Below are 21,894 nucleotides of genomic sequence, written 5' to 3'. Positions count from 1 at the left end.
CATTTCTCTCAATATTAGCGGTAAATAATACTGAGGTTATAAAGTACTTGAGGTATCCTAACAGCAAAGATTATTGAAGAATAACCAGAGCCTTGCATGTTTAAATTTTTTGAATCACTCGTACAACCTTTGCCACCCGAAGAACCGACTCAACCACCCAAAAGCTTATATGCTTTTTGCCGTCATTATACCAAAGGGTTCGGCGCGCCATTGATTGCGATGTCGGTGCTAACCGCTCTTTTGGCGATGCTAGAAGTGTCCCTTTTTGGCTTTATGGGACAATTGGTTGATTGGTTGGTGACGAAAAATCCCCAGACATTATGGCAAGATGAAGGTGACACGTTAATCACCATGTCGGTTATCGTGTTAGTCGTTATTCCCTTTCTAGTTTGGCTACATGCATCAATTGTTTATCAAACCTTGTTAGGTAATTACCCTATGGCTATCCGGTGGATGGCACACCGTTATTTACTGAAACAAAGTATCTCGTTCTATCAAGATGATTTTGCAGGGCGCGTGGCCACCAAAGTCATGCAAACAGCCCTTGCAGTACGTGAAACCGTGATGAAACTACTCGATGTATTGGTATACATTTTAGTCTACTTCACCTCAATGTTAGTCATGATTGCCAGCGCAGACTTACGCCTAATGCTGCCGATGCTAATTTGGTTAGCGGCTTATGTGGCTATCCAATGGAAATTAGTACCAAAACTTAAAGCTATAGCAACAGAGCAAGCCGACGCACGTTCAACCATGACAGGGCGAATTGTTGACAGCTATACCAATATAGCCACCGTAAAACTGTTTTCTCATACCCAACAAGAAACCGATTACGCCAAAGACAGCATGATGATTTTTTTAAAAACCGTTTACGGCCAAATGCGTCTGGTCACCGTGATTAACGTATCAGTACAAATCATCAACTACATCTTAGCCTTCACTATTACTGCGGTATCTATTTGGTTATGGGCGGACGATGCCATCACAGTCGGCGCTATCGCTATTGCGGTTAGCTTAGCACTGCGACTCAATGGCATGTCACAATGGATAATGTGGGAAATCAGTTCATTATTTGAAAATATTGGCACAGTGACAGATGGAATGAATACTTTATCTAAGTCTATTTTGATTGAAGATAAAGTCGATGCCAAACCACTCAATGTTAGCCGAGGGCAAATTGACTTCAATCAGGTAAGCTTTCATTACGGTGAAAAAACTGGCGTGATTGAAGGGCTAGACTTGCACATTAAAGCCGGTGAAAAAGTCGGATTAGTAGGACGTTCAGGCGCAGGTAAATCTACCCTAGTGAATTTATTAATGCGTTTTCATGACATCGAAAAAGGTGAGATTTTAATTGATCAACAAGGATTAAAAGATGTCACCCAGGACTCATTACGCGCTCATATCGGCATGGTGACACAGGACACATCGCTATTGCACCGCTCCATTCGTGAAAACGTTCTTTATGGTGACCCTAATGCCAGCGAAGCACAATTAGTTGCAGCGATTCAACAGGCACAAGCTACCGAGTTTATTGCCGCATTAACAGACCCACATGGCAATGTCGGCCTGGATGCTCAAGTTGGTGAACGTGGTGTAAAACTGTCAGGCGGACAACGCCAACGTATCGCCATTGCCCGGGTATTGCTTAAAAACGCCCCTATTTTGCTGTTAGATGAAGCCACATCAGCACTCGACTCTGAAGTTGAAGCGGCGATTCAAGAATCATTATATGAATTAATGGAAGGTAAAACCGTTATCGCCATCGCCCATCGACTATCAACCATAGCCGCGATGGACAGGTTAATCGTATTAGACAAAGGCAAAATAGTTGAGCAAGGTAGCCACCAAGAACTTATCGCCAGTGGCGGTATTTATAGCCAGCTATGGGCACATCAAACAGGAGGGTTTTTAGGGCTAGATTAACCCAGTTTAAATGACGTCATCCGCACAAACAAAAATAGCGGATGACGTTCTCTGGACTTATTTGAGCGCTCAATAACATTATTACCAGTACCTGCGCCTTGTTACCGCTATATGCCAAAAGTGACTTTATCAACTACCATAATAACCAGAAAATACGCTAACTATGGATAGGTTTCCACTGCTATGGATTAGCAATCATACGCTTATATACTCACTAATAAACCTAGCGGCACTCTTTATATAGGGGTAACGTCTTCACTTATAAAGCGTATATATGAACACAAAAATAACGTGTGTGATGGGTTTAGTAAAAAATATAACACCAAGAAATTAGTTTATTTTGAAATTCATGATGATATTTATCAAGCCATCACTCGTGAGAAACAACTTAAAAAATGGCATCGAGATTGGAAAATCAAACTGATAGAGAAAAATAACCCTTACTGGGTTGATCTTTATGATGATCTACTTTAAATCCTAAAATATGCCTTTAAATCAAAGGTTCTACGTACAATACCTGCCAACTGCAAAAATCGAGATCCCCGATAAAAGATCTCGGGGATGACGAAAAAAATCAAACCGGCAATCATATTGGTAATGTGTCCACCCACCGTCATCCCGATAAGCTTCCACCTAGCGTCATCCCGATAAGCTTCCACCCACCGTCATCCCGATAAGCTTCCACCTAGCATCACCCAGGTAATGCACCCACCGTCATCCCGGTAATGCTTCTGGGCCGGGATCGAGTATTCATACAAAATATCTAAAATCGAGATCCCCGATAACAGATCTCGGGGATGACGAAGAAAAAACATCAAACCGGCAGTCATAGAGGTAATGTATCCACCTAGCGCCATCTCGGTAAGCTTCCACGTAGCGTCATCCCGGTAATGCTTCTGGGCCGGGATCTAGTATTCATACAAAATACCTAAAATCGAGATCCCCGATAAAAGATCTCGGGGATGACGAAGAAAAACATCAAACCGGTAATCATATTGGTAATGCCACCTACCGTCATCCCGATAAGCTTCCACCTAACGTCATCCCGGTAATGCTTCTGGGCCGGGATCTAGTCTTCATACAAAATATCTAAAATCGAGATCCCCGATAACAGATCTCGGGGATGACGAAGAAAAAACATCAAACCGGCAGTCATACAGCAAATGCCCTACCCACCGTCATCCCGGTAATGCTTCTGGGCCGGGATCTAATCTTCATACAAAATATCTAAAATCGAGATCCCCGATAACAGATCTCGGGGATGACGAAGAAAAACATCAAACCGGTAATCATATTGGTAATGCCCCATCTGCAGTCATACAGCCAATACACCAGCAACCATCATCCCGATAACGTCCACCTAGCGTCGTCCTGGTAAGCTTCCACCTAGCGTCGTCCTGGTAAGCACACACCCACCGTCATCCCGGTAATGCTTTTGGACCGGGATCTGGCTTTAGTCAAACAAGTGGCCTAATATTTTTAAACAAGTGTCCATGTTGATCTTTGTCCGATAATAACGGTGCATCATTTACAGGCCACTTGATATCTAGATGAGCATCATTCCACAAAATGGTTTCTTCTGATTGTGGATGATAATAATCGGTGCATTTATAAACACATTCTGCAAAATCACTTAGTACATAAAAACCGTGGGCAAAACCGGCAGGGATCCAAACTTGGCGTTTATTGTCAGCAGAAAGCAACACCCCAACCCATTGCCCATATGTCGGCGAGTCAGTGCGAATATCAACGGCAACATCAAATATTTCACCTGATATGACTCGAATTAACTTACCTTGAGTCTGCTGACGCTGGAAATGTAATCCGCGCAAGGTGCCTTTTACCGACTTAGAATGATTATCTTGCACAAAATGAGTTGGCTTGCCTGCAACTAATGTCTCAAACTGTTGTTGATTCCAGGTTTCGCAGAAATAGCCTCTGTCATCACCAAACACCTTTGGCTCAATGATTTTTACACCGGCGATATTAGTTTCAATCACGTTCATTTATTGCTCTTTCTCGGACTTAATTGGAGGTGTAAATCTTATCTGCGAAGCATCATCCTCTAATGCAAGCGGCGCTAATACAGTCACAACCTTAGATAAAGCCGACATCCAGTCACTGGGATGAATGCCGAATGTGTCAGTGATTTTTTGACAATGTAATTTACTATTGTGCGGTCGTTTTGCGGCGACAGGATACTCATTTGTGCTAATTGGCTTTAATTCAGCAAGGTTCAACTTTGTTGCTATGCGATGATTTTCAGTCTGTTTGTGATCATTCACAATCTTTTGTTGAACTATCTTTTGCGCAAATTGATACCAACTCACATGGGGCAAACCTGAGAAATGATACACGCCATAAAGAGTGTTATTAATATGCTCATTTTGGCCACGCTGAGCACCTAGAGTATGAGCTGTATTAGTATCTAATTGCAGCATAATCGAAATCAAAGTCTGTGCGACATGTCCCGCATAAGTAGGGCCACCAAACTGATCATCAACAATATGTAAAGTGGGTTTATCCTGACTTAAACGTAATATAGTGCGGACAAAATTATTGCCATATTCACTGAACATCCAGGCAGTACGCAAAATAATATGCTTAGGGTTAGATTGCATTACAGCAACTTCACCAGCGAGTTTACTTTCGCCATACACACTTAAAGGACTGGTAATATCGTCTTCTTGATATTCGCCAAGCTTATCACCAGCAAAAACATAATCGGTCGAGACATGTAATATTGTCGCACCAATATTATTAGCAGCTTTAGCTACATTTTCTGCACCATCACAATTAATTGCATAGGCTAACTCAACATTATTATCAGCAATATCAACTGCGGTATAAGCCGCGGTATTAATAATATAATCGGGTTGAAACTTTGCCATTACTAGTTCAACAGCATCAAGGTTTGAGATATCTAACTGCTGCTTTGTTAACACTAATACTTCAACATGAGGCATCATAACGCAGTGCAAATATGCGACTAGCGATCGCCCCAGCTGACCATTGGCCCCAGTGATCAACAAACGCATTAGCCTACTTCCTCAATCAAACGTAGTAGGTATTGGCCGTATTCATTTTTCAATAATGGTTGCGCAATTCGGCGCAGGTCATCGTCAGAAAGCCAACCATTACGCCAAGCTATCTCTTCTAAACACGCTACTTTTAATCCTTGCACGGCTTCAATGGTTTGCACAAAAGAAGACGCCTGATGCAAGCTTTGATGGGTGCCAGTATCAAGCCAAGCAAAACCTCGGCCTAAAAGCTCAACTGATAAACTTGCATCATCTAAATACCGTTGATTTAAATCGGTTATTTCAAGCTCATGTCTGGCTGAAGGTGTAAGCGCCTTCGCAAACTCAACTACCCGATTATCATAAAAATACAGCCCAGTAACCGCGTAACTCGACTTAGGCTTTAGTGGTTTCTCTTCAATCGAAATAGCATTCATTTGCGGATCAAACTCTACCACGCCAAATCGCTCAGGATCTTTCACCTGATAACCAAATATTGTTGCGCCGAACGGCTTACTTACAGCTTGTTTAAGGGTATGGCTAAATGACTGTCCATAAAAAATATTATCCCCTAATACCAAGCAAACATTATCATGACCAATAAACGATTCACCAATGATAAAAGCTTGTGCTATGCCATCTGGTGACGCCTGGATTGCGTAACTTAGGCGCACACCATAATCTGAACCATCACCCAAAAGACGTTCAAAACTGTGTTTATCTTCAGCGGTAGTGATAATAAGAATATCTCTTATACCCGCCAACATTAAGGTTGATAAAGGATAATAAATCATCGGCTTATCATAAACCGGCAGCAACTGCTTGGATATTCCACGCGTGAGAGGATATAAACGCGTACCCGTTCCACCCGCTAAAATAATGCCTTTCATAACCCCTCTCATTTTCAACGTGACACAAGCCAGTATTTAATCAACCGTTATCAAGAATTAAGGCCTAAACGCTCACCTTGATAACGACCATCTTGCACATGTTGACACCAGGTTTGGTGAGTTAAATACCACTCGATGGTTTTACGTAAACCTGTTGCAAAGGTTTCTTGTGGTTGCCAGTTCAATTCATTGCTTATTTTGGTGGTATCAATAGCATAACGACGGTCATGACCGGGTCTGTCTGTGACATAAGTAATTTGTTCAGCGTAAGAAGTCTCTTTAGGCAAAAGAGCATCTAAAATACCACAAATAGCCTTCACTACATCGATATTGCGTTGCTCATTATGGCCACCAATATTGTAGGTCTCACCCACCTTACCTTCAGTCACCACTTTATACAGTGCCCTAGCGTGGTCTTCGACATATAACCAATCACGAATTTGATCGCCTTTACCATAAATCGGTAAATCTTTGCCCTCTATTGCATTTAAAATAACCAGTGGAATTAACTTCTCAGGAAAGTGGTAAGGACCATAATTATTCGAACAATTACTCACAATCGTTGGCAAGCCATATGTTCGGCACCATGCACGAACTAAATGATCACTGGATGCTTTTGATGCTGCATAAGGACTACTGGGTGCATAAGATGTTTGTTCAGTGAATTTAGGTAAATAGGCAACTTGATCAGCACACACATCATCAGGATGAGGTAAGTCACCAAACACTTCATCGGTAGAAATATGGTGAAAACGAAATTGATTCTGTTTAGCAAGGACGAGTGTTTGCCAGTATTCACGCGCTGTCTCCAACAACGTAAAAGTGCCGACAATATTGGTTTGAATAAAATCACTGGGTCCAGTAATTGAACGGTCAACATGACTTTCAGCGGCTAAATGCATAATAAAATCAGGCTGATGTTCAGCAAAAACACGATCTAACTCAGCACGATTACAAATGTCGACCAGCTCAAAATGATAACGCGGGTTATTACTCACAGATTGTAAAGACGCTAAGTTACCCGCATAGGTGAGTTTATCAACATTAACGACTTCATCTTGGGTATGCTCAATTATAAAACGCACTAAGGCCGAGCCAATAAAACCTGCTCCACCCGTCACTAAAATCTTCAAAGACATTCACCCAATTATATCAAAATCATTAAGGTTAATTGTAAGTGACAATACAAAGTCTACCAAGGGTTAACGATTAAGATGTACCACCGGTATTACGGTCACGCCGTCACCTCGGTATACAAAACCACCGTCATCCCAGTAATACACCTACCCACCGTAATCCCGGTAATGAACCACCTACCGTCATCTCGGTAATGCTTCTGGGCCGGGATCTAGTCATCATACAAAATATCTAAAATCGAGATCCCCGATAACAGATCTCGGGGATGACGAAGAAAAAAACATCAAACCGGCAATCATATTGGTAATACCGCATCTGCTGTCATACAGGCAATGCATCACCCACCGTCATCTCGGTAATGCTTCTGGGCCGGGATCTAGTCATCATACAAAATATCTAAAATCGAGATCCCCGATAACAGATCTCGGGGATGACGAAAAAAATCAAACCGGCAGTCTTATAGGTAGTGCCGCTTCTGCATTCATACAGGCATGAACCACCTACCGTCATCCCGGTAATGCTTCTGGCCCGGGATCCTGTCTCCATACAAAATATCTAAGATCGAGATCCCCGATAACAGATCTCGGGGATGACGAAGAAAAACATAAACCGGCAGTCTTATAGGTAGTGCAGCTTCTGCATTCATACAGGCATGAACCACCTACCGTCATCCCGGCAATGAACCACCCACCGTCATCCCGGTAATGCTTGTGGGCCGGGATCTGATTTATAAAATCTAACAGCATTAAATAACAACTCGTAAAATGACCTAGACCCTAAGCTTTACCAATCTCAACATTACAGTCGGGTAGTAGTTGGTGATACTTGTCTGCAAGCGCTTGTTTGGCCTCATCATCACCATGCACTATACGTATATGTTTGGGTTTATGATGCATACGTTTGACGAAGTTAATTAAATTAGCTTGATCAGCATGGGCTGAGTAACCGCTTATAGTATGCACACCGGCTTTAATATCGATACGTTCGTCATCCAACATTACATAGCCACCTTTCGGGCCAAAGTTTTGAATGTCCCTACCCGGTGTACCTTGAGCTTGATAGCCCACAAACAACACATCAGCGGTAGGCTCAGATAAAAAGCGTTTCAGGTAATTCATAATACGCCCACCACTGCACATGCCAGAGGCTGCAATAACGATGGCTGGCTTATTACGAGAGTTAAGGTAGTTGATCACCGCTAGATGGTCTTGATGACTATCGATAGTATAAAGTTGCTCAAAATCTAACGGGTGACGGCCTTTATTAACCACCCGTTTAGCTTCACTATCCCATAAAGCTTGGAATTGCAGGTACTTCTGGGTGAACTTAGCCGCCATGGGAGAGTCGACAATAATATCGATATTTTGCCAAATAGGATTATGCTGGTTTTTAGCTATAATGTTTTCAAACTCATATAATAACTCTTGAGTTCTGCCAATGCTGAATGCAGGAATGAGTACCACACCATTATCAGCAACACACTTTTCAATAATCTGCTTAAGCAATTTACTGCGATCTTTTCGACCCTGATGATTCTTATCACCATAGGTAGATTCAATGACTAACGTATCGGCGCGATAAGGACTGCGGGGACTGGCCAGTAAAGGAGCATAAGTTGCACCTAAATCACCTGAAAATACCACTCGATGTTTTACCTTACCTATTAGGTCAAACTCAACATAGGCTGAACCCAAGATATGACCGGCAGGTTTAAACTTAAGTTTAATCTCGGTAACGTCGTGCTGCTTAGCATTGCTATCATCTAGAGGCAATGGTGTCCATTGATGGTAATCAATCGGCAATATTAATGATTCAAGTCGTAATAAAAAAGCATCAATCAACTTTTTATCACGCGTCACGCCAATTTTTAATGCATCTTCAATCACTAATGGCAACAATGCCGCAGTCGCTTTAGTGGCATAAATAGGTTTATCAAAACCTGCAGCGATTAAATAAGGGATCCGACCGACATGGTCAATATGACAATGGGTGACAATTAACGCTTGAATAGCACTAATATCAAACTCAATTTGAAGCTGCTGAGCAGAAGATTTACCCGCGGTTTCCGCGCCTTGAAACAATCCACAATCAATAAGATAACTTGATAATCTGCCAGTTTCATTGATATCCAATTGATGACAAGAGCCAGTTACGCCATTAACCGCACCATGATGAAGTATCTGCATAAAAAATCCATTTTATATTTTAGATGGATTTAACTTAGCACAAAAATCATGCCATGGAACTACTGCCATTCCAGCAAATACCTATAAAAACATTGAGGCCTTGAGTTTTCACTCAAGGCCTCAATAAATTCTAAAGAAAAAAATGACTCAACTGTATTGGCTTACTTTTTTAGCCAGGTAAGTATTTGCCAAACATGAGACAAAGCCCAACTATAAGCGGTAAATATGGCAATAAAACCAACAAACATAATCCATTCTGGTACATTTAAAAGCTCAGATGAAATGCCAATAGCTGCCAATAACAATGAAAGAAAACTAATGCGAACCAGTGTTTGTCTTCTGCTATAACCCGCTCTTTCAAATATGTGGTGTAAATGATCTCTATCTGCGGTAAAAGGGGAATGACCCTTTTTAACTCGGCGATACATTATTGCAGCCATATCCATTAAAGGTATCGCAATTAAATACAAGGCTGTAACAGGATTAAATGCGTTATTGTCCGCAGAGGTTCCAATAACCAATAACCAAACAACAGTTAAACCTATCAACATACTGCCAGCATCACCCATAAATATCTTATACAATTTTGATGACGGCCAACGCAAATTGAACATTAAATAGGCAAGCAAAGCTGAAACATATAAAACCGGTAACATAAACCATGGGCTGTCAATTCGATGTAACAGAAAAGCAAGCGATGCAAAAGTGATTAAACTCAAACAACCTGCCAGGCCATCAATTCCATCAACCATATTGAATGCGTTAATCGCTGCGATTACAGCAATAACGGTCAAGAAAATGCCCATAAAACTAAGCTTTAACTCGAAAAAATACACAATATGTCCTAGGGACGATAAATAAATTTCGGCGCCAAATATCATTAACGATGCAATGATAACCTGCGAGACAACCCTCAATCTAACTGACAAGTCATACTTGTCATCTAAAATCCCTAAAAATAATATCAATGCAGCTGATATCAGATAAATATTTAGTTCTCGACTATATTCAAAAAAAGTAGATGAAACCAAAAGGATACTAAGATAAATAGCCAGGCCACCAATTAACGGAACTTCACCTTGGTGTTGCTTACGATCATTAGGTATGTCAACTAAACCAACAAACTGCGCTAAAGGTTTGAGAAATTGCACTGCAGTGCACGTAAGAATAAAAGTAATAAAGGCTGGGAGTACGCTTTCCATGAAACCTCTTTAAAAACAACGCTTTACATTAGTTTTGTATAGGAAAATTATTAGATCACGCCATTATAGCGCTAGCGAATATCAATAACAAGATACAGGTTATCCTTGCGCAGAATCGATAAGTTAACAAGATCAGACGAAAATACGTCTATTAAGAAACAATTTCTAAATTTGAATCATCTAATGGTATTAACTAGAGCTTTAAATCATTTAGATTTTTTTTTAAATAATTTTTCTTTAATTATTTCAAACAAAAACAAAGGCAACACAAGCTGACGCCTCCAGCGCCACGGCTCTTGAACTAGCCTATAAAACCACTCTAATCCATTGTTCACAAAAAATGATGGTGCCCGATTCAAGCGACCACTAATAATATCCAATGCACCACCACAACCAACAAAAATCGACTCAAGATGTGACACAGAGCATTTGTTTGCAAAAAACTCTTGACGAGGGGAACCTAAAGCCAATAAAACGATTTGTGGTTTTGAGTTAGCAATACTATCAATAGCAACTTCTTGGGAGTTATAACCGTGCATATTGCCAACAATAATGATATTGGGGTACTTGATTTTTATTTTAGCAATAGCGTCATTGTGAATGTCTTCCTGGGCACCATAAATAAATACACGCCAGTTATTTCTATTAGCTTCTTCCAGCACAAGCACTGGCATATTGATCTTTTCACTTTTGACACCAAAAAATAGACGGCCAGAAATGACAGCCCCTGCACCATCTGGGTAAGGATATAAAGAAGCATCGATAACATTCTTTAACTGCTCATCTTTCCGATATCGGTATATTTTCTCAGCATTAATGGCTACAAAATAACCAAACCTTTTGTTTTCAATAAAATTATTGATGTGTTCTCTTGCCATATCCGAATTGACTAAGTTTATTGGACATCCAAGTATTTTACGCGTTTTCAAAACAACTCTCCAAATAACGCAAAAGGTCTTTAACTACCTTTTTACGGGAGTATTCTAGTGCGGTGCTGGCAGCATTGACAGATAAATTTTGACGCTGGGCAGAGCTGAGATGACAAAAACGCTCTATACAATCGAGCAATTCAGCACTGTTACCTTTTTCAATTAAAAATCCATTGTAGCCATCTCGAACATATTCAGGCACAGGACCATAATTAGATCCAATGACGGGTAATCCGAAGCTCATAGCCTCGAGAGGTGAAAGACCAAGGCTTTCGAAATATTTGGTCGGAAATAAAAACAAATTTGACTGTGAATAATATTGTTTAAGTAATTCTTGAGTTACCTCCCCAACAACAAGACAAGAAACATTCTCATTATTCAATGAAGCAAACAGGTCTTCTTCAACCTTACCAACAACAGTAAGTTCTACATCACGAGTGACTGCATTTAAAGCATCAATAATAGTATCAATCCCTTTCGCAGCATTTACTCTGCCTACATACAAACATTTTAAAGGTTGAATATTGTGACGGCTGTATTGAATATCAGTCGGAATATTTACGCCTCCAGAAGGTGATATAAATATTTTATACTCATAACTAGTATTAATATCAGGCAGAATAAATTGCTTAAAAGCATTAGAGGGTACAACAATACCATTAGCAAAACTTATTGCCCATAAATTAAACTTATGCTGAATGCCTCCCTTAATCTTAGGTAATAAATAGTCAGAACCATGAACATTAAAAACGACCTTCTTGCCAAAAAAAAACTTAGCTGTCGCGCCTAAAATTGAAGTCCGAGAAAGAAAATGGCAGTATACAATATCAACTTTATTAGTTATCAGAAGAAATAGAAATTTTAAGTAAAAATTCAAATATGGCCACATTTTATTTTCTGAATGTGTCATAACGCACAAAATTAGTTTACCTGAATGAGCTTGTTCCATTTCGTCATAAATGTTTTTAACAAAAACCCCATAAGAAGGTCGTTCTTTACTCGGGTACATGTTTGATACAAAAAGAATATTCAAAAGAAAAGTATCCTAACAATAATTTTATAAATTCATAAAATAAATTATATGTAAAAATCAATATTATTTAAAAGTTAAATATTTAGTAACGAAACTATACTCGAGATTCATTCTCTCATCCCAAGTAACCAAAATTTCATCTAGCTTTTTATTTGCATTACATACAATTTCATTGAAAAGAACTTTATTATCAAAGCTACCAATCAAACTATCTGCATTTTTCAAATAGTCTAGTTCAGGAGATATATATCCTGTAACACAATCCTCTATAACTTTAGCTGTATCACCATTATCTAAAGTAACTACGATATTATTACATCGAATAGCTTCAAATAAAGGGTTTCCTAAATTACTTAAACTATAACTTGAAAGGAAATAATGAGAATCTTGTAAAACGCTATAAACAGTATTTTTATCAATTGAGCCAAGAAAAGTTATTGCGTGACATAGTTTCTTATTTTTAACATATGCTTTCATATTTTCTAGCTCGATGCCATCACCGCAGATGTTGTAGTGCGAATTAGGATTAGCTTTGTAAAATTTCTCAAAGATATCTATCGATCTGTCTAATCTTTTCCACTTTTGCACTCTAGATACTGAGGAAAAAACAATATCATTTATTTTTTGATTTTTTGTATACGAAGATAACTCAATATTATCAAAATCAGGAAGATCTACTCCGTTTGAAAGAAATAAAATATCGTCTTTATCTCTCCCCAAAAGTAACAATACATCAAGTCCCTTAGTACCATCATTAGTCATAATACTAAGATTAGTTTTTGTTTTTAGTGCCCAAATATGATCCAAAAACTTTATTTTAAGATAAAGCTTTTTAAATAATGAAACTTCCTCTACCAGACTTGTTAAAATTGTACCTTGAAATCTACTTACAACTGCTAACCGACGAATAAAACCACAAAATTTGGCTGCAGGTACAAAACCAATCTCATAGGCATAAATAAGCTTATGAGATTTCAGATTAAGTAATAAATAACAAAAACCAATTAATTGATAGATAAAGTAATTTACGAGTTTATTTACTAATCTAAAGCTACCAAATAAAAAATGACTTTTAATCAATGGTAAACTAGGTATTTTTTTTACAGTTAGATAACTTAACTCACCTAACTCTAAATCCGCTTCAGTGGTCAACAATAAAACATCGTGTTCTTTATCATTATATAGCTTTAAAGTCTTATAAAATGATGGTGCACCTTTACCTTTACCTAGTGACCATACTGGTGAGTTGGTAATAAATATCATTAATATAGTTCCAAAATTAAATGCATTTAATTTTAACTTGAAAAATTAATCAAATTATTAACAATTCTCAAAGCGGAATTACCGTCGCCGTAGAAGTCTTCATTAAACAATTGATTGTTAGACAACTTTGATGCTTCATCAAGAATTGTTTTTTTATTTGCACCAACTATTTTGTTCGAACCACATTGGACTAATTCAACCCATTCAGTTTCATCCCTTAATATAAGACATTGTTTACTAAAGAAATATGCTTCTTTTTGTACCCCTCCGCTATCTGAAGCAACAAAAGTACAATGTTCTAAGAGGTAAACCATCTCTAAATAACCAACAGGATCAATTAAATGAATATTCAATAGTAGACCCAACTCAGATAACTTATTCTTCGTGCGCGGATGAAGTGGCATAATAACAGGCTTTGACTTATGTAATTCATTCAAAGCATCAACAAGCTCCGATAACCTTGCTGCATCATCCGTATTTTCAGCTCTATGAATTGTTGATAAGATAAATCCATCTGATAAATCTAAATTACATAATTGTTTCGGTTTAGTTGCAAACTGTTTATAGAACAATGCCGCATCATACATTACATCGCCGGAAACCACTGTTTTAATATTTAGGTTGGCATAACCTTCATTATTTAGATTTTCTAATGCCGTTTGAGTGGGACAAAATAACATTGTACTTATTCGATCGGTTACAATTCTATTTTGTTCTTCAGGCATTCTCATATTAAAGCTGCGTAATCCAGCCTCTACATGTGCAACCTTAATATGTAATTTTGATGCAGCAAGCGCTCCTGCTAAAGTAGAGTTAGTATCGCCATATACAATTACCCAATCAGGTTTTTCTATCAATAGTACTTTCTCTATGGCTTCCAATTGCCTTCCTGTCATAGCACCATGCGATAAAGAAGCTATCTCAAGGTTATAGTCAGGTTTTGGTATCCCCATTTGTTCAAAAAAAACATCACTCATATTGGCATCAAAATGTTGCCCTGTATGCACAATTACTTCGGTGACATTATCCATTGTTGCAATCACTCGGCTCACTGTTGCAGCCTTTATAAACTGTGGTCTGGCACCAATTACTGTTAATATTTTCATAAAACTCCATCAATATATTTGCTAGAGCACACTCAAGTGCAATTCTAGACATGTATTCTAAAGATAAACCTAGCCTATTGTAATTCTTTCGCTGGCACACCACCAATCACCAAATGACTAGCAGAAAAAGAGCGTGTCACAACGGCACCCGCGGCAATAATACAATTATCGCCAATTACAACACCGGGCAAAATAGTTACACCGGTACCAATCCAACAGTCTTTGCCAATAACAACGCCTTCAGCCTGAGACCAACCATGATCGGTACGACTCATATCATGGTTTGCACTAATAATTGCGACATTGGGTGCCCAAATAGTTCCCTCACCAATTCTTATTCCGTTACCGGCCTGTAAGTAGCAACCACCGCTCACAACAAGACTGCAATATGTGCCTTTTTTAGACCCTTCGAGTATCAACTTATCACCAGCGATAACTCGGGAAGTAAAATGAGCACAGTTATATTTTCCCTGTTTTTTACCTGACAAGAAATTAATCACTCTATTAAAAAAATACTGTCGAAAGTTAAACTTAGTGACAAAGCCATAATTATAAACCTTCCCATAAAGAAAGTCGTTTGCAGTGATAAAACGTTTGAGGAGTTCTTTCAAAACTGTATCCACCCAATTACTTTTTTAAAAGCAAAAAATAATGATATCCAACCAATGAATCGGACAAAGAAAAAAACCGGAAGTATATCAAAAAATCCCATTTCACCTTTGGTGTATATTTTGATCAACAAAGTCATCAAGAAGACCAGCAACAATGTTGCCATGACCACACCAACAGCAACCCCTATATCACCCCAATAAGTAACCCCTACGAATGTCAGTATTGTTGATATAATAAGGAAAACTACAGCACCGATAAGGTCATATTGTGGCTTGCCTGACGCTCTAAAAATCAATCCAAATGAAATGCACTTTATAGGAGCTAACAATGAAAATATCAAAAATATTGTTGCTGCATCGCCATATTTATCGCCAAAAAACAGTGTAATAAACTCATATGAAAATACTGTTAAGACTGCCGCCAAAGGTAATGCTACAAGGCTTATTTTATCGACAGATTCACGCCATAAACTTCGCAGTTTGTCCCATTGATTATTAACAATATGAGAGGTTAACTGCGGTAGCATGACTGAATTAACACTTGATTGAATGAGGCTATAAATGGGTATCTGAAAAGCACCTACAGAATATACAGCAAAAGCTTCGAGTCCTAGCTTATTGGATATAATAAACTGGTCAATTTTACTACCCAATATTGTTATGGCTGCCGCGATAACTAAAAACCATGAATAACCTATAACATCAGAATAAGTAAACTTGGTATCTTTAAAGTTAACATCATCTTGTGGATTTTTTGTCAACCACGCAAGTAGGAGTAATGCAATAACAGCGGATATACCTGCGGTGATAATTAACACCCAGATAACAACTAAAAACGATGCAAAAGTGGCTACATATGTAATTACAAGGGTATTAACTATTGCGATTAAGGGACAGTACCACTTAATTAAATGTGTTTTATCTAATGCCACAAGAAATGTCGGTACTGAATTGTAAATCATATAGAAAAGGGGAAATATAAAAAATAGCTCAAGTAAATGAGACAGCGCAGGGTTACCATACAGTTCAGAAAGGCCATTTTTAAATATCAAAATGCCAATAGCACCCACTACCCCACATCCTAGAATTAACACAAAATGCTTTCTAGCTACTGTTTTTTTATCTTGTTTGTCGGTAAATCGGCCACAAAAATACAATAAAGAAATGGGAATTGCAGCAAAAAGGACTGAAAACAGAATTTGATTCAATAGCATCAGCTGTCTTAAGTGACCAAAATCTTGAGATGAGAGTAGCCTCGCGAGCACAATAAAATTTAAAATGGAGGACATCTGTAAAACAGATGTCCCTAAAAAAACCTTTAATGCTTTGTTCCAAAGACCATTCATTTTGATATTAAGCAAATAGATTCGAGAGACGTTTCTGTTATATAAGGGTGCATTGGTAGACTAAACACTTGCTTAGCAAGCAATGATGCTATGGGAAAATCAGCATCTGAGTAGTTTAAATGACTAAATGCCGTTTGTTGATGCATACAAGTACCATAATAAATCATGGTAGGTACGCCTTTGCTTTTATATTCAGCCATAACAGCTTCGCGCTTATCATCAATCAAGGTATATTGAGCCCAAGATGAAGTATAGCCTGCAGGCAGTATAGGGGTGACAAAACGATCACTCAAACGGGTACTATAAAATGATGCAGCCCGATTGCGATGAACCAACTCTTGAGGAAATACAGCCAGTTTTTCAAGTAATACGGCTGCCTGAATAGTATCTAAACGACTATTAATGCCTATTCTAACGTTATCGTATTTATCACTACCTTTGCCGTGCACTCTTAAGGATTTAAGCAATGTTGCATAATCATCGTTATTTGTAAAAATAGCCCCACCATCGCCGTAACACCCTAGAGGCTTAGCTGGGAAAAAACTGGTTGTGGCAATATCTCCAAAACTTCCTGCGCGTTGCCCATTAATAGCACCACCAAAACCTTGAGCAGCATCTTCAATTAATTTAAGGCCATACTTATCGGCGATCTTCTGTATTTCAGGATAATTTGCAGGCAATCCAAATAGATCTACAGCGATAATCGCCCTAGGTATTAACTTACCTTCACTGATAACTTCTAATATTCTTTTTTCTAAATCTACTGGGCAAATATTAAAAGTTTGTACATCAGAATCAACAAAAACAGGAGTGGCATTTGCAAATGCTACAACTTCGGCCGTAGCGAAAAATGTAAAAGTAGGACAAAAAACTGCATCGCCTTCTTTAATGTCTAAAACCATCATACACAGCTGTAATGCATCAGTGCCATTTGCACAGGTAATAGCATGCTTAACGCCAACATAATCGGCTAATTGAGATTCTAGTTCCTCTACTTCTGGGCCCATAATATAACAACCGTGATCTAAAACGGTTTGAATTCGCGAATCAATACGTGTTTTAAGGTGCTCATATTGAGCGGCTAAATCGATAAATTGCATTATATCTAACTCACTTTAGTCAATGTATTGTTACTGAGCACATATTTTGTTCCTGTATGCTCACAAGCACACTCAGCTTGACCAACTAAAGGTAACGGAAGCTGCTCACCATACTCACTGATCCAGCCTATTTGTTTAGCGGGAACCCCTACCATTAACGCATATTCAGGCACATCTTTATTAACAACCGCACCAGCACCTATTAATGAAAAAGCACCTACAGTAACACCGCATACAATAGTACAGTTTGCACCAAGTGTTGCACCGCGTTTAATTAACGTATCGCGATACTCGGTTTTTCTTTCGATAAAAGAGCGGGGATTATAGACGTTAGTAAAAACCATGCTTGGCCCACAAAATACATCATCTTCTATATATACATTGTCGTAAACGGACACATTATTCTGAATCTTAACGTTATTACCAATAACCACTTTATTACCAATAAAAACGTTTTGCCCTAATGAGCAACCTTCACCTATACTTGCCTGTCCGCAAATATGCACAAAGTGCCAAATTCGAGTGTTATCACCAATTGTGGCGCCATCATCGACAATGGCAGTATCATGTTTAGTATATTTCATAATGACTCAACTCAACATGTAAGCCACTGTTGAATGGCTTACAGAGTAAATAAATAGAACAATGATTAAATCAGTTTATTCATTAATGGGTGATAATTTATAGGGTTAGAAGCCAGTGCTTGTTCTCTGATAATTTCAACGGTTTCAATAGCAACGCGATTATCTTCTAGGCCGTACCCCTTATTATCTAAAATGCGTTGATAACTCTGCGTATGAAGATCGGTAAAACCACCAGAAAACTCTAACTCTTCATCGCCTATTAAAATACTACGATAGGTTGTCTTCTCCCCCTTCACCGCATTATCGGGTAAATTATTTGCATCAATAGATAAAAACCATTTAACACGAGCTTGGGCGTACTCAATATATCCTGCTGCAGTTTGTTCATCACGATAATGGACTTCGTTATGCTTAAGATCACCAAAAATAAAATGAAGCATATCGTAGAAATGAACACCAACATTAGTAGCCACACCGCCAGACTTGGTATTATCGCCCTTCCAAGACTTCAAATACCACTTACCACGGGATGTCATGTATGTAAGCTCTACATCAAAAACTTTATCTTTAGGCGCATTTGCTACTTTCTCTTTCAACGCAAGAATCGAAGGGTGTAATCGTAGTTGCAGAATAGTATTAACTTTCGCACCATACTTTTTCTCGTATTGAGCAAGAATATCTATCTCACTTGAATGAAGCACCATGGGTTTTTCACAAATAACATCAATGCCATTTTTCAACGCAAATTTCATATGTGGGGTATGTAAATAATTAGGCGAGCATATAGAAACATAATCTAGCTTATTGCCTTTAATTGCTTCATCTTCCACATAAGCTGCAAAATCCTCAAATTCTGTAAAAAACTCTGAGTCAGGAAAGTGCATATCCATAATGCCAACAGAATCATTAATATCCATTGCAACCACGAGCTCATTACCCGTGTCTCTAATAGCATTTAAATGCCTTGGCGCGATATAACCAGCGGTGCCTATCAGTGCAAACTTCTTCATAATTACAACCTCAAATCTGAATCATTGATACCGAAAACATACTTAACATCGTAAACGACATGGTTTTCTTTTCCGAGTTGGCGCACCTTCTCGATACCCATCGCTTTAAATTCACTATGATCGACTGCGATGATAATGCCATCATATTCATTCAGTTTTAGTTCTGAAATAAGGTCTAAATCATATTCATGCTTAACTTCCGCCGGATTAGCCCATGCATCATATACATCAACGGAGATATTAAAACTTTTCAACTCGTTGATAACGTCAATAACTTTAGTATTACGAACGTCAGGACAATCACCTTTGAAAGTGAAACCGAGCACCAGTACTTTAGCTTCATCAATATGGATTTTTTTACTAGCAAGTTTTTTTACCATTTGAGTTGAAACATAAGCTCCCATACCGTCGTTAATTCGACGACCTGCTAGTATGACTTCTGGTGTATAACCTACTTCTTTGGCTTTATGGGTGAGATAATATGGATCTACACTAATACAATGACCACCAACTAAACCTGGTTTAAAGTGAAGAAAGTTCCACTTAGTACCAGCAGCTTTTAACACCTCTTCAGTATCAATATCGAGTCTATTAAAAATCTTCGCAAATTCATTGATAATTGCGATATTCAGATCTCGTTGTGTATTTTCAATTACTTTAGCTGCTTCAGCCACTTTAATCGATGAAGCTTTGTGTGTACCCGCTGTAATAATTGATGAATACAGATTATCAACGAAATCGGCAGTCTCAGGTGTAGAGCCTGACGTAATCTTCATAATGGTGGTTAAGCGATTGACTTTGTCACCAGGATTAATACGCTCAGGACTATATCCTGCATAAAAATCGACATTAAACTTGAGGCCTGAAATCTGCTCAATAATAGGGATACAAACCTCTTCGGTAGCTCCGGGGTAAACTGTAGATTCATAAATAACAGTGTCGCCCTTAGTAATGACCTTACCAAGTGCTTCAGAGGCTTTAACTAGTGGAGTCAAATCCGGGGCATTGTTATCATCTATAGGCGTCGGTACTGTCACAATATAAATATTGTAATTTGCAATATCCTTAAGTTCACAAGTAAAGGTTAATAGCTTAGCTTCTAAAAGCTCTTCTTTTTCAACTTCAAGAGTATTATCCATGCCGGACTTAAGTTCAGCCACACGAATTTCATTAATATCAAAACCAATAGTTGGGTAATGCTTACCAAACTCTACCGCCAAAGGTAAGCCGACGTAACCAAGCCCTATCACTGCAATTCTAGATTGTTTAAACATTACATTTCTCTTAATTTATTAAATAACACTGCCATACCATCAGGTTGAATTTTAACCACCACTGACTTTATCTAAGTCCATTTTTTCATACCAAAGTAAGCTATTAATAACCCCGACGGAAATACCTAATGTTCCTGAAATCCAGATGTGGCCACTTAACGCCGATAGCATTAATAATAGTCCGTTGATTAAAAAAATAGCCGGAGCATTTATGCTTTTCAGTCTTAATGTCAACTTAGCTGATAAAACCAGTAAAAAAGAATAAAATATCAAACACATCGATAAACCAATAAAACCAAACCAAAGCAACAAATCTACAAAATCTACTTCTGCAGACCCCTTTCCAACAGAGTGCTTTAATCCAATAGCAATACCTTGCCCAAAAATCTGCTCAATTAATGAACTTTGGTGTATGTATATTGATATTAAATCAATAATAAAAACATCCCGATTTGACCAAATAATACCCACTATGCCTCGTTGTCTATAAAAGTACTCAAATCTACCTAATAAACCTATAGAATCTAATATCTCGAATAAGCTAACAGCTAAAATAGTTAGGGCTATAAGTAAAGGCAAAATAAGCTTTGCTTTAAACTTAGTGAAGCGAAACAAATTCTGTCTTTCATTAACAATAGGTATCATGGTAACTAAAATTAAGGCTGCTAACATTGTGGTCTTAGTTGCAACCAAAAAACCACAATAAATGGTAAACATAGCCAATATAATATACAAATATCTAGGCTTATCATTCCATACTTTATGAAGTGCAAAACCAAAAATCACCAAAAATGTAGAACCTAACTCATTACCTGCATAAATAAACCCTGTAGAGCCTGCAGTATTACCGCCCCCGGTATTATATGTCGAGCTCCCAACGCCTATTGCAGCAAAGAAAAAGTTTAAACATAGTGAATAAAAACATGTCCAAAGTATTGTTTTAGCCCAACGATATGACCAAGCAGGGGCCTGTTGAGTCATAACATAAAAATAAGTGAATATCGTCATTGGCATGAGTAACTTAATTACATAACCAAAGTCGAAAAAGAACATGTTCGGTTGAGCAAGCTTGAAATATGAAATTGCAGGAGCAATCATTAACACGACGATAAAACTAAGAATCGTAAGCATCAACTTAAACTGATAACGACCAATCAATAACAATAAAATACCAAATAATGGTGTTTTATAAATGAGCGAAAATTTTAGATCAACGCCCAACTTCATTAATGAAAAACCAGAGACCATATCAGCTAACAAATAGCCTGCCATCAACC

General features: G+C 38.2%; 19 protein-coding genes. 2 read left to right on the top strand and 17 right to left on the bottom strand.

Annotation, left to right across the window (positions count from 1 at the left end; genetic code table 11):
• Positions 1–96: 96 nt before the first annotated feature.
• Positions 97–1,926, top strand: coding sequence for an ABC transporter ATP-binding protein (locus FJ709_RS05485; protein WP_226414167.1), 1,830 nt, complete (start codon positions 97–99; stop codon positions 1,924–1,926).
• 207 nt (positions 1,927–2,133) lie between these two features.
• Positions 2,134–2,400: a GIY-YIG nuclease family protein gene (locus FJ709_RS05480; RefSeq protein WP_226415870.1), complete on the top strand. Its 267-nt coding sequence runs from the start codon at positions 2,134–2,136 to the stop codon at positions 2,398–2,400.
• 983 nt (positions 2,401–3,383) lie between these two features.
• On the opposite strand, the gene rfbC is transcribed toward FJ709_RS05480, so the two are convergent.
• From rfbC to FJ709_RS05395, 17 genes are all read right to left on the bottom strand, one after another.
• Positions 3,384–3,932 carry a dTDP-4-dehydrorhamnose 3,5-epimerase gene (gene rfbC / locus FJ709_RS05475; RefSeq protein ID WP_226414165.1) on the bottom strand — a complete coding sequence of 183 codons (549 nt, stop codon included), beginning with the start codon at positions 3,930–3,932 and terminating at the stop codon, positions 3,384–3,386.
• A complete protein-coding gene (gene rfbD / locus FJ709_RS05470; protein ID WP_226414163.1) occupies positions 3,933–4,964 on the bottom strand; it encodes a dTDP-4-dehydrorhamnose reductase in 1,032 nt (343 codons plus the stop codon).
• Positions 4,964–5,836: a glucose-1-phosphate thymidylyltransferase RfbA gene (gene rfbA / locus FJ709_RS05465; RefSeq protein WP_226414161.1), complete on the bottom strand. Its 873-nt coding sequence runs from the start codon at positions 5,834–5,836 to the stop codon at positions 4,964–4,966. The genes rfbD and rfbA overlap by 1 nt, the downstream gene beginning before the upstream one ends.
• Positions 5,837–5,886: 50 nt before the next feature.
• Positions 5,887–6,969 carry a dTDP-glucose 4,6-dehydratase gene (gene rfbB, locus FJ709_RS05460; protein ID WP_226415869.1) on the bottom strand — a complete coding sequence of 361 codons (1,083 nt, stop codon included), beginning with the start codon at positions 6,967–6,969 and terminating at the stop codon, positions 5,887–5,889.
• Between the two features lie 780 nt (positions 6,970–7,749).
• Positions 7,750–9,159, bottom strand: coding sequence for an MBL fold metallo-hydrolase RNA specificity domain-containing protein (locus FJ709_RS05455; protein WP_226414159.1), 1,410 nt, complete (start codon positions 9,157–9,159; stop codon positions 7,750–7,752).
• Between the two features lie 161 nt (positions 9,160–9,320).
• Positions 9,321–10,361, bottom strand: a complete 1,041-nt coding sequence (gene wecA, locus FJ709_RS05450) for a UDP-N-acetylglucosamine--undecaprenyl-phosphate N-acetylglucosaminephosphotransferase (RefSeq protein ID WP_226414157.1) — start codon at positions 10,359–10,361, stop codon at positions 9,321–9,323.
• 206 nt (positions 10,362–10,567) lie between these two features.
• Positions 10,568–11,290, bottom strand: a complete 723-nt coding sequence (locus tag FJ709_RS05445) for a WecB/TagA/CpsF family glycosyltransferase (RefSeq protein WP_226414155.1) — start codon at positions 11,288–11,290, stop codon at positions 10,568–10,570.
• A complete protein-coding gene (locus tag FJ709_RS05440; protein ID WP_226414154.1) occupies positions 11,277–12,323 on the bottom strand; it encodes a glycosyltransferase family 4 protein in 1,047 nt (348 codons plus the stop codon). Before FJ709_RS05440 ends, FJ709_RS05445 begins: the two co-directional genes overlap by 14 nt.
• Before the next feature lie 63 nt (positions 12,324–12,386).
• Entirely contained in the window at positions 12,387–13,586 is a 1,200-nt protein-coding gene (locus FJ709_RS05435) for a glycosyltransferase (RefSeq protein ID WP_226414153.1), read from the bottom strand.
• A gap of 32 nt (positions 13,587–13,618) precedes the next feature.
• Entirely contained in the window at positions 13,619–14,692 is a 1,074-nt protein-coding gene (gene wecB, locus FJ709_RS05430; protein ID WP_226414152.1) for a non-hydrolyzing UDP-N-acetylglucosamine 2-epimerase, read from the bottom strand.
• 74 nt (positions 14,693–14,766) lie between these two features.
• On the bottom strand, positions 14,767–15,303 hold the full coding sequence (locus FJ709_RS05425; protein WP_226414150.1) for an acyltransferase: 537 nt from the start codon (positions 15,301–15,303) through the stop codon (positions 14,767–14,769).
• Entirely contained in the window at positions 15,300–16,649 is a 1,350-nt protein-coding gene (locus FJ709_RS05420) for a lipopolysaccharide biosynthesis protein (protein WP_226415868.1), read from the bottom strand. Before FJ709_RS05420 ends, FJ709_RS05425 begins: the two co-directional genes overlap by 4 nt.
• The gene (locus FJ709_RS05415) at positions 16,646–17,749 is read right to left on the bottom strand and encodes a DegT/DnrJ/EryC1/StrS family aminotransferase (RefSeq protein WP_226414148.1); all 1,104 of its coding nucleotides are present in this window, start codon (positions 17,747–17,749) and stop codon (positions 16,646–16,648) included. Before FJ709_RS05415 ends, FJ709_RS05420 begins: the two co-directional genes overlap by 4 nt.
• 5 nt (positions 17,750–17,754) lie before the next feature.
• Positions 17,755–18,333: an acyltransferase gene (locus FJ709_RS05410; protein ID WP_226414146.1), complete on the bottom strand. Its 579-nt coding sequence runs from the start codon at positions 18,331–18,333 to the stop codon at positions 17,755–17,757.
• A gap of 65 nt (positions 18,334–18,398) precedes the next feature.
• Positions 18,399–19,343 carry a Gfo/Idh/MocA family oxidoreductase gene (locus FJ709_RS05405; RefSeq protein ID WP_226414144.1) on the bottom strand — a complete coding sequence of 315 codons (945 nt, stop codon included), beginning with the start codon at positions 19,341–19,343 and terminating at the stop codon, positions 18,399–18,401.
• A gap of 2 nt (positions 19,344–19,345) precedes the next feature.
• Positions 19,346–20,617, bottom strand: coding sequence for a Vi polysaccharide biosynthesis UDP-N-acetylglucosamine C-6 dehydrogenase TviB (tviB, locus tag FJ709_RS05400; protein ID WP_226414142.1), 1,272 nt, complete (start codon positions 20,615–20,617; stop codon positions 19,346–19,348).
• Between the two features lie 51 nt (positions 20,618–20,668).
• On the bottom strand, positions 20,669–21,877 hold the full coding sequence (locus tag FJ709_RS05395; RefSeq protein ID WP_226414140.1) for an O-antigen ligase family protein: 1,209 nt from the start codon (positions 21,875–21,877) through the stop codon (positions 20,669–20,671).
• Positions 21,878–21,894 lie beyond the last annotated feature (17 nt).

Origin of the sequence: Shewanella glacialimarina (assembly GCF_020511155.1) — a bacterium.
In the GTDB taxonomy this organism is placed as follows: Bacteria; Pseudomonadota; Gammaproteobacteria; order Enterobacterales; family Shewanellaceae; genus Shewanella; species Shewanella glacialimarina.
This window is presented reverse-complemented; position numbering and strand designations above follow the sequence as displayed.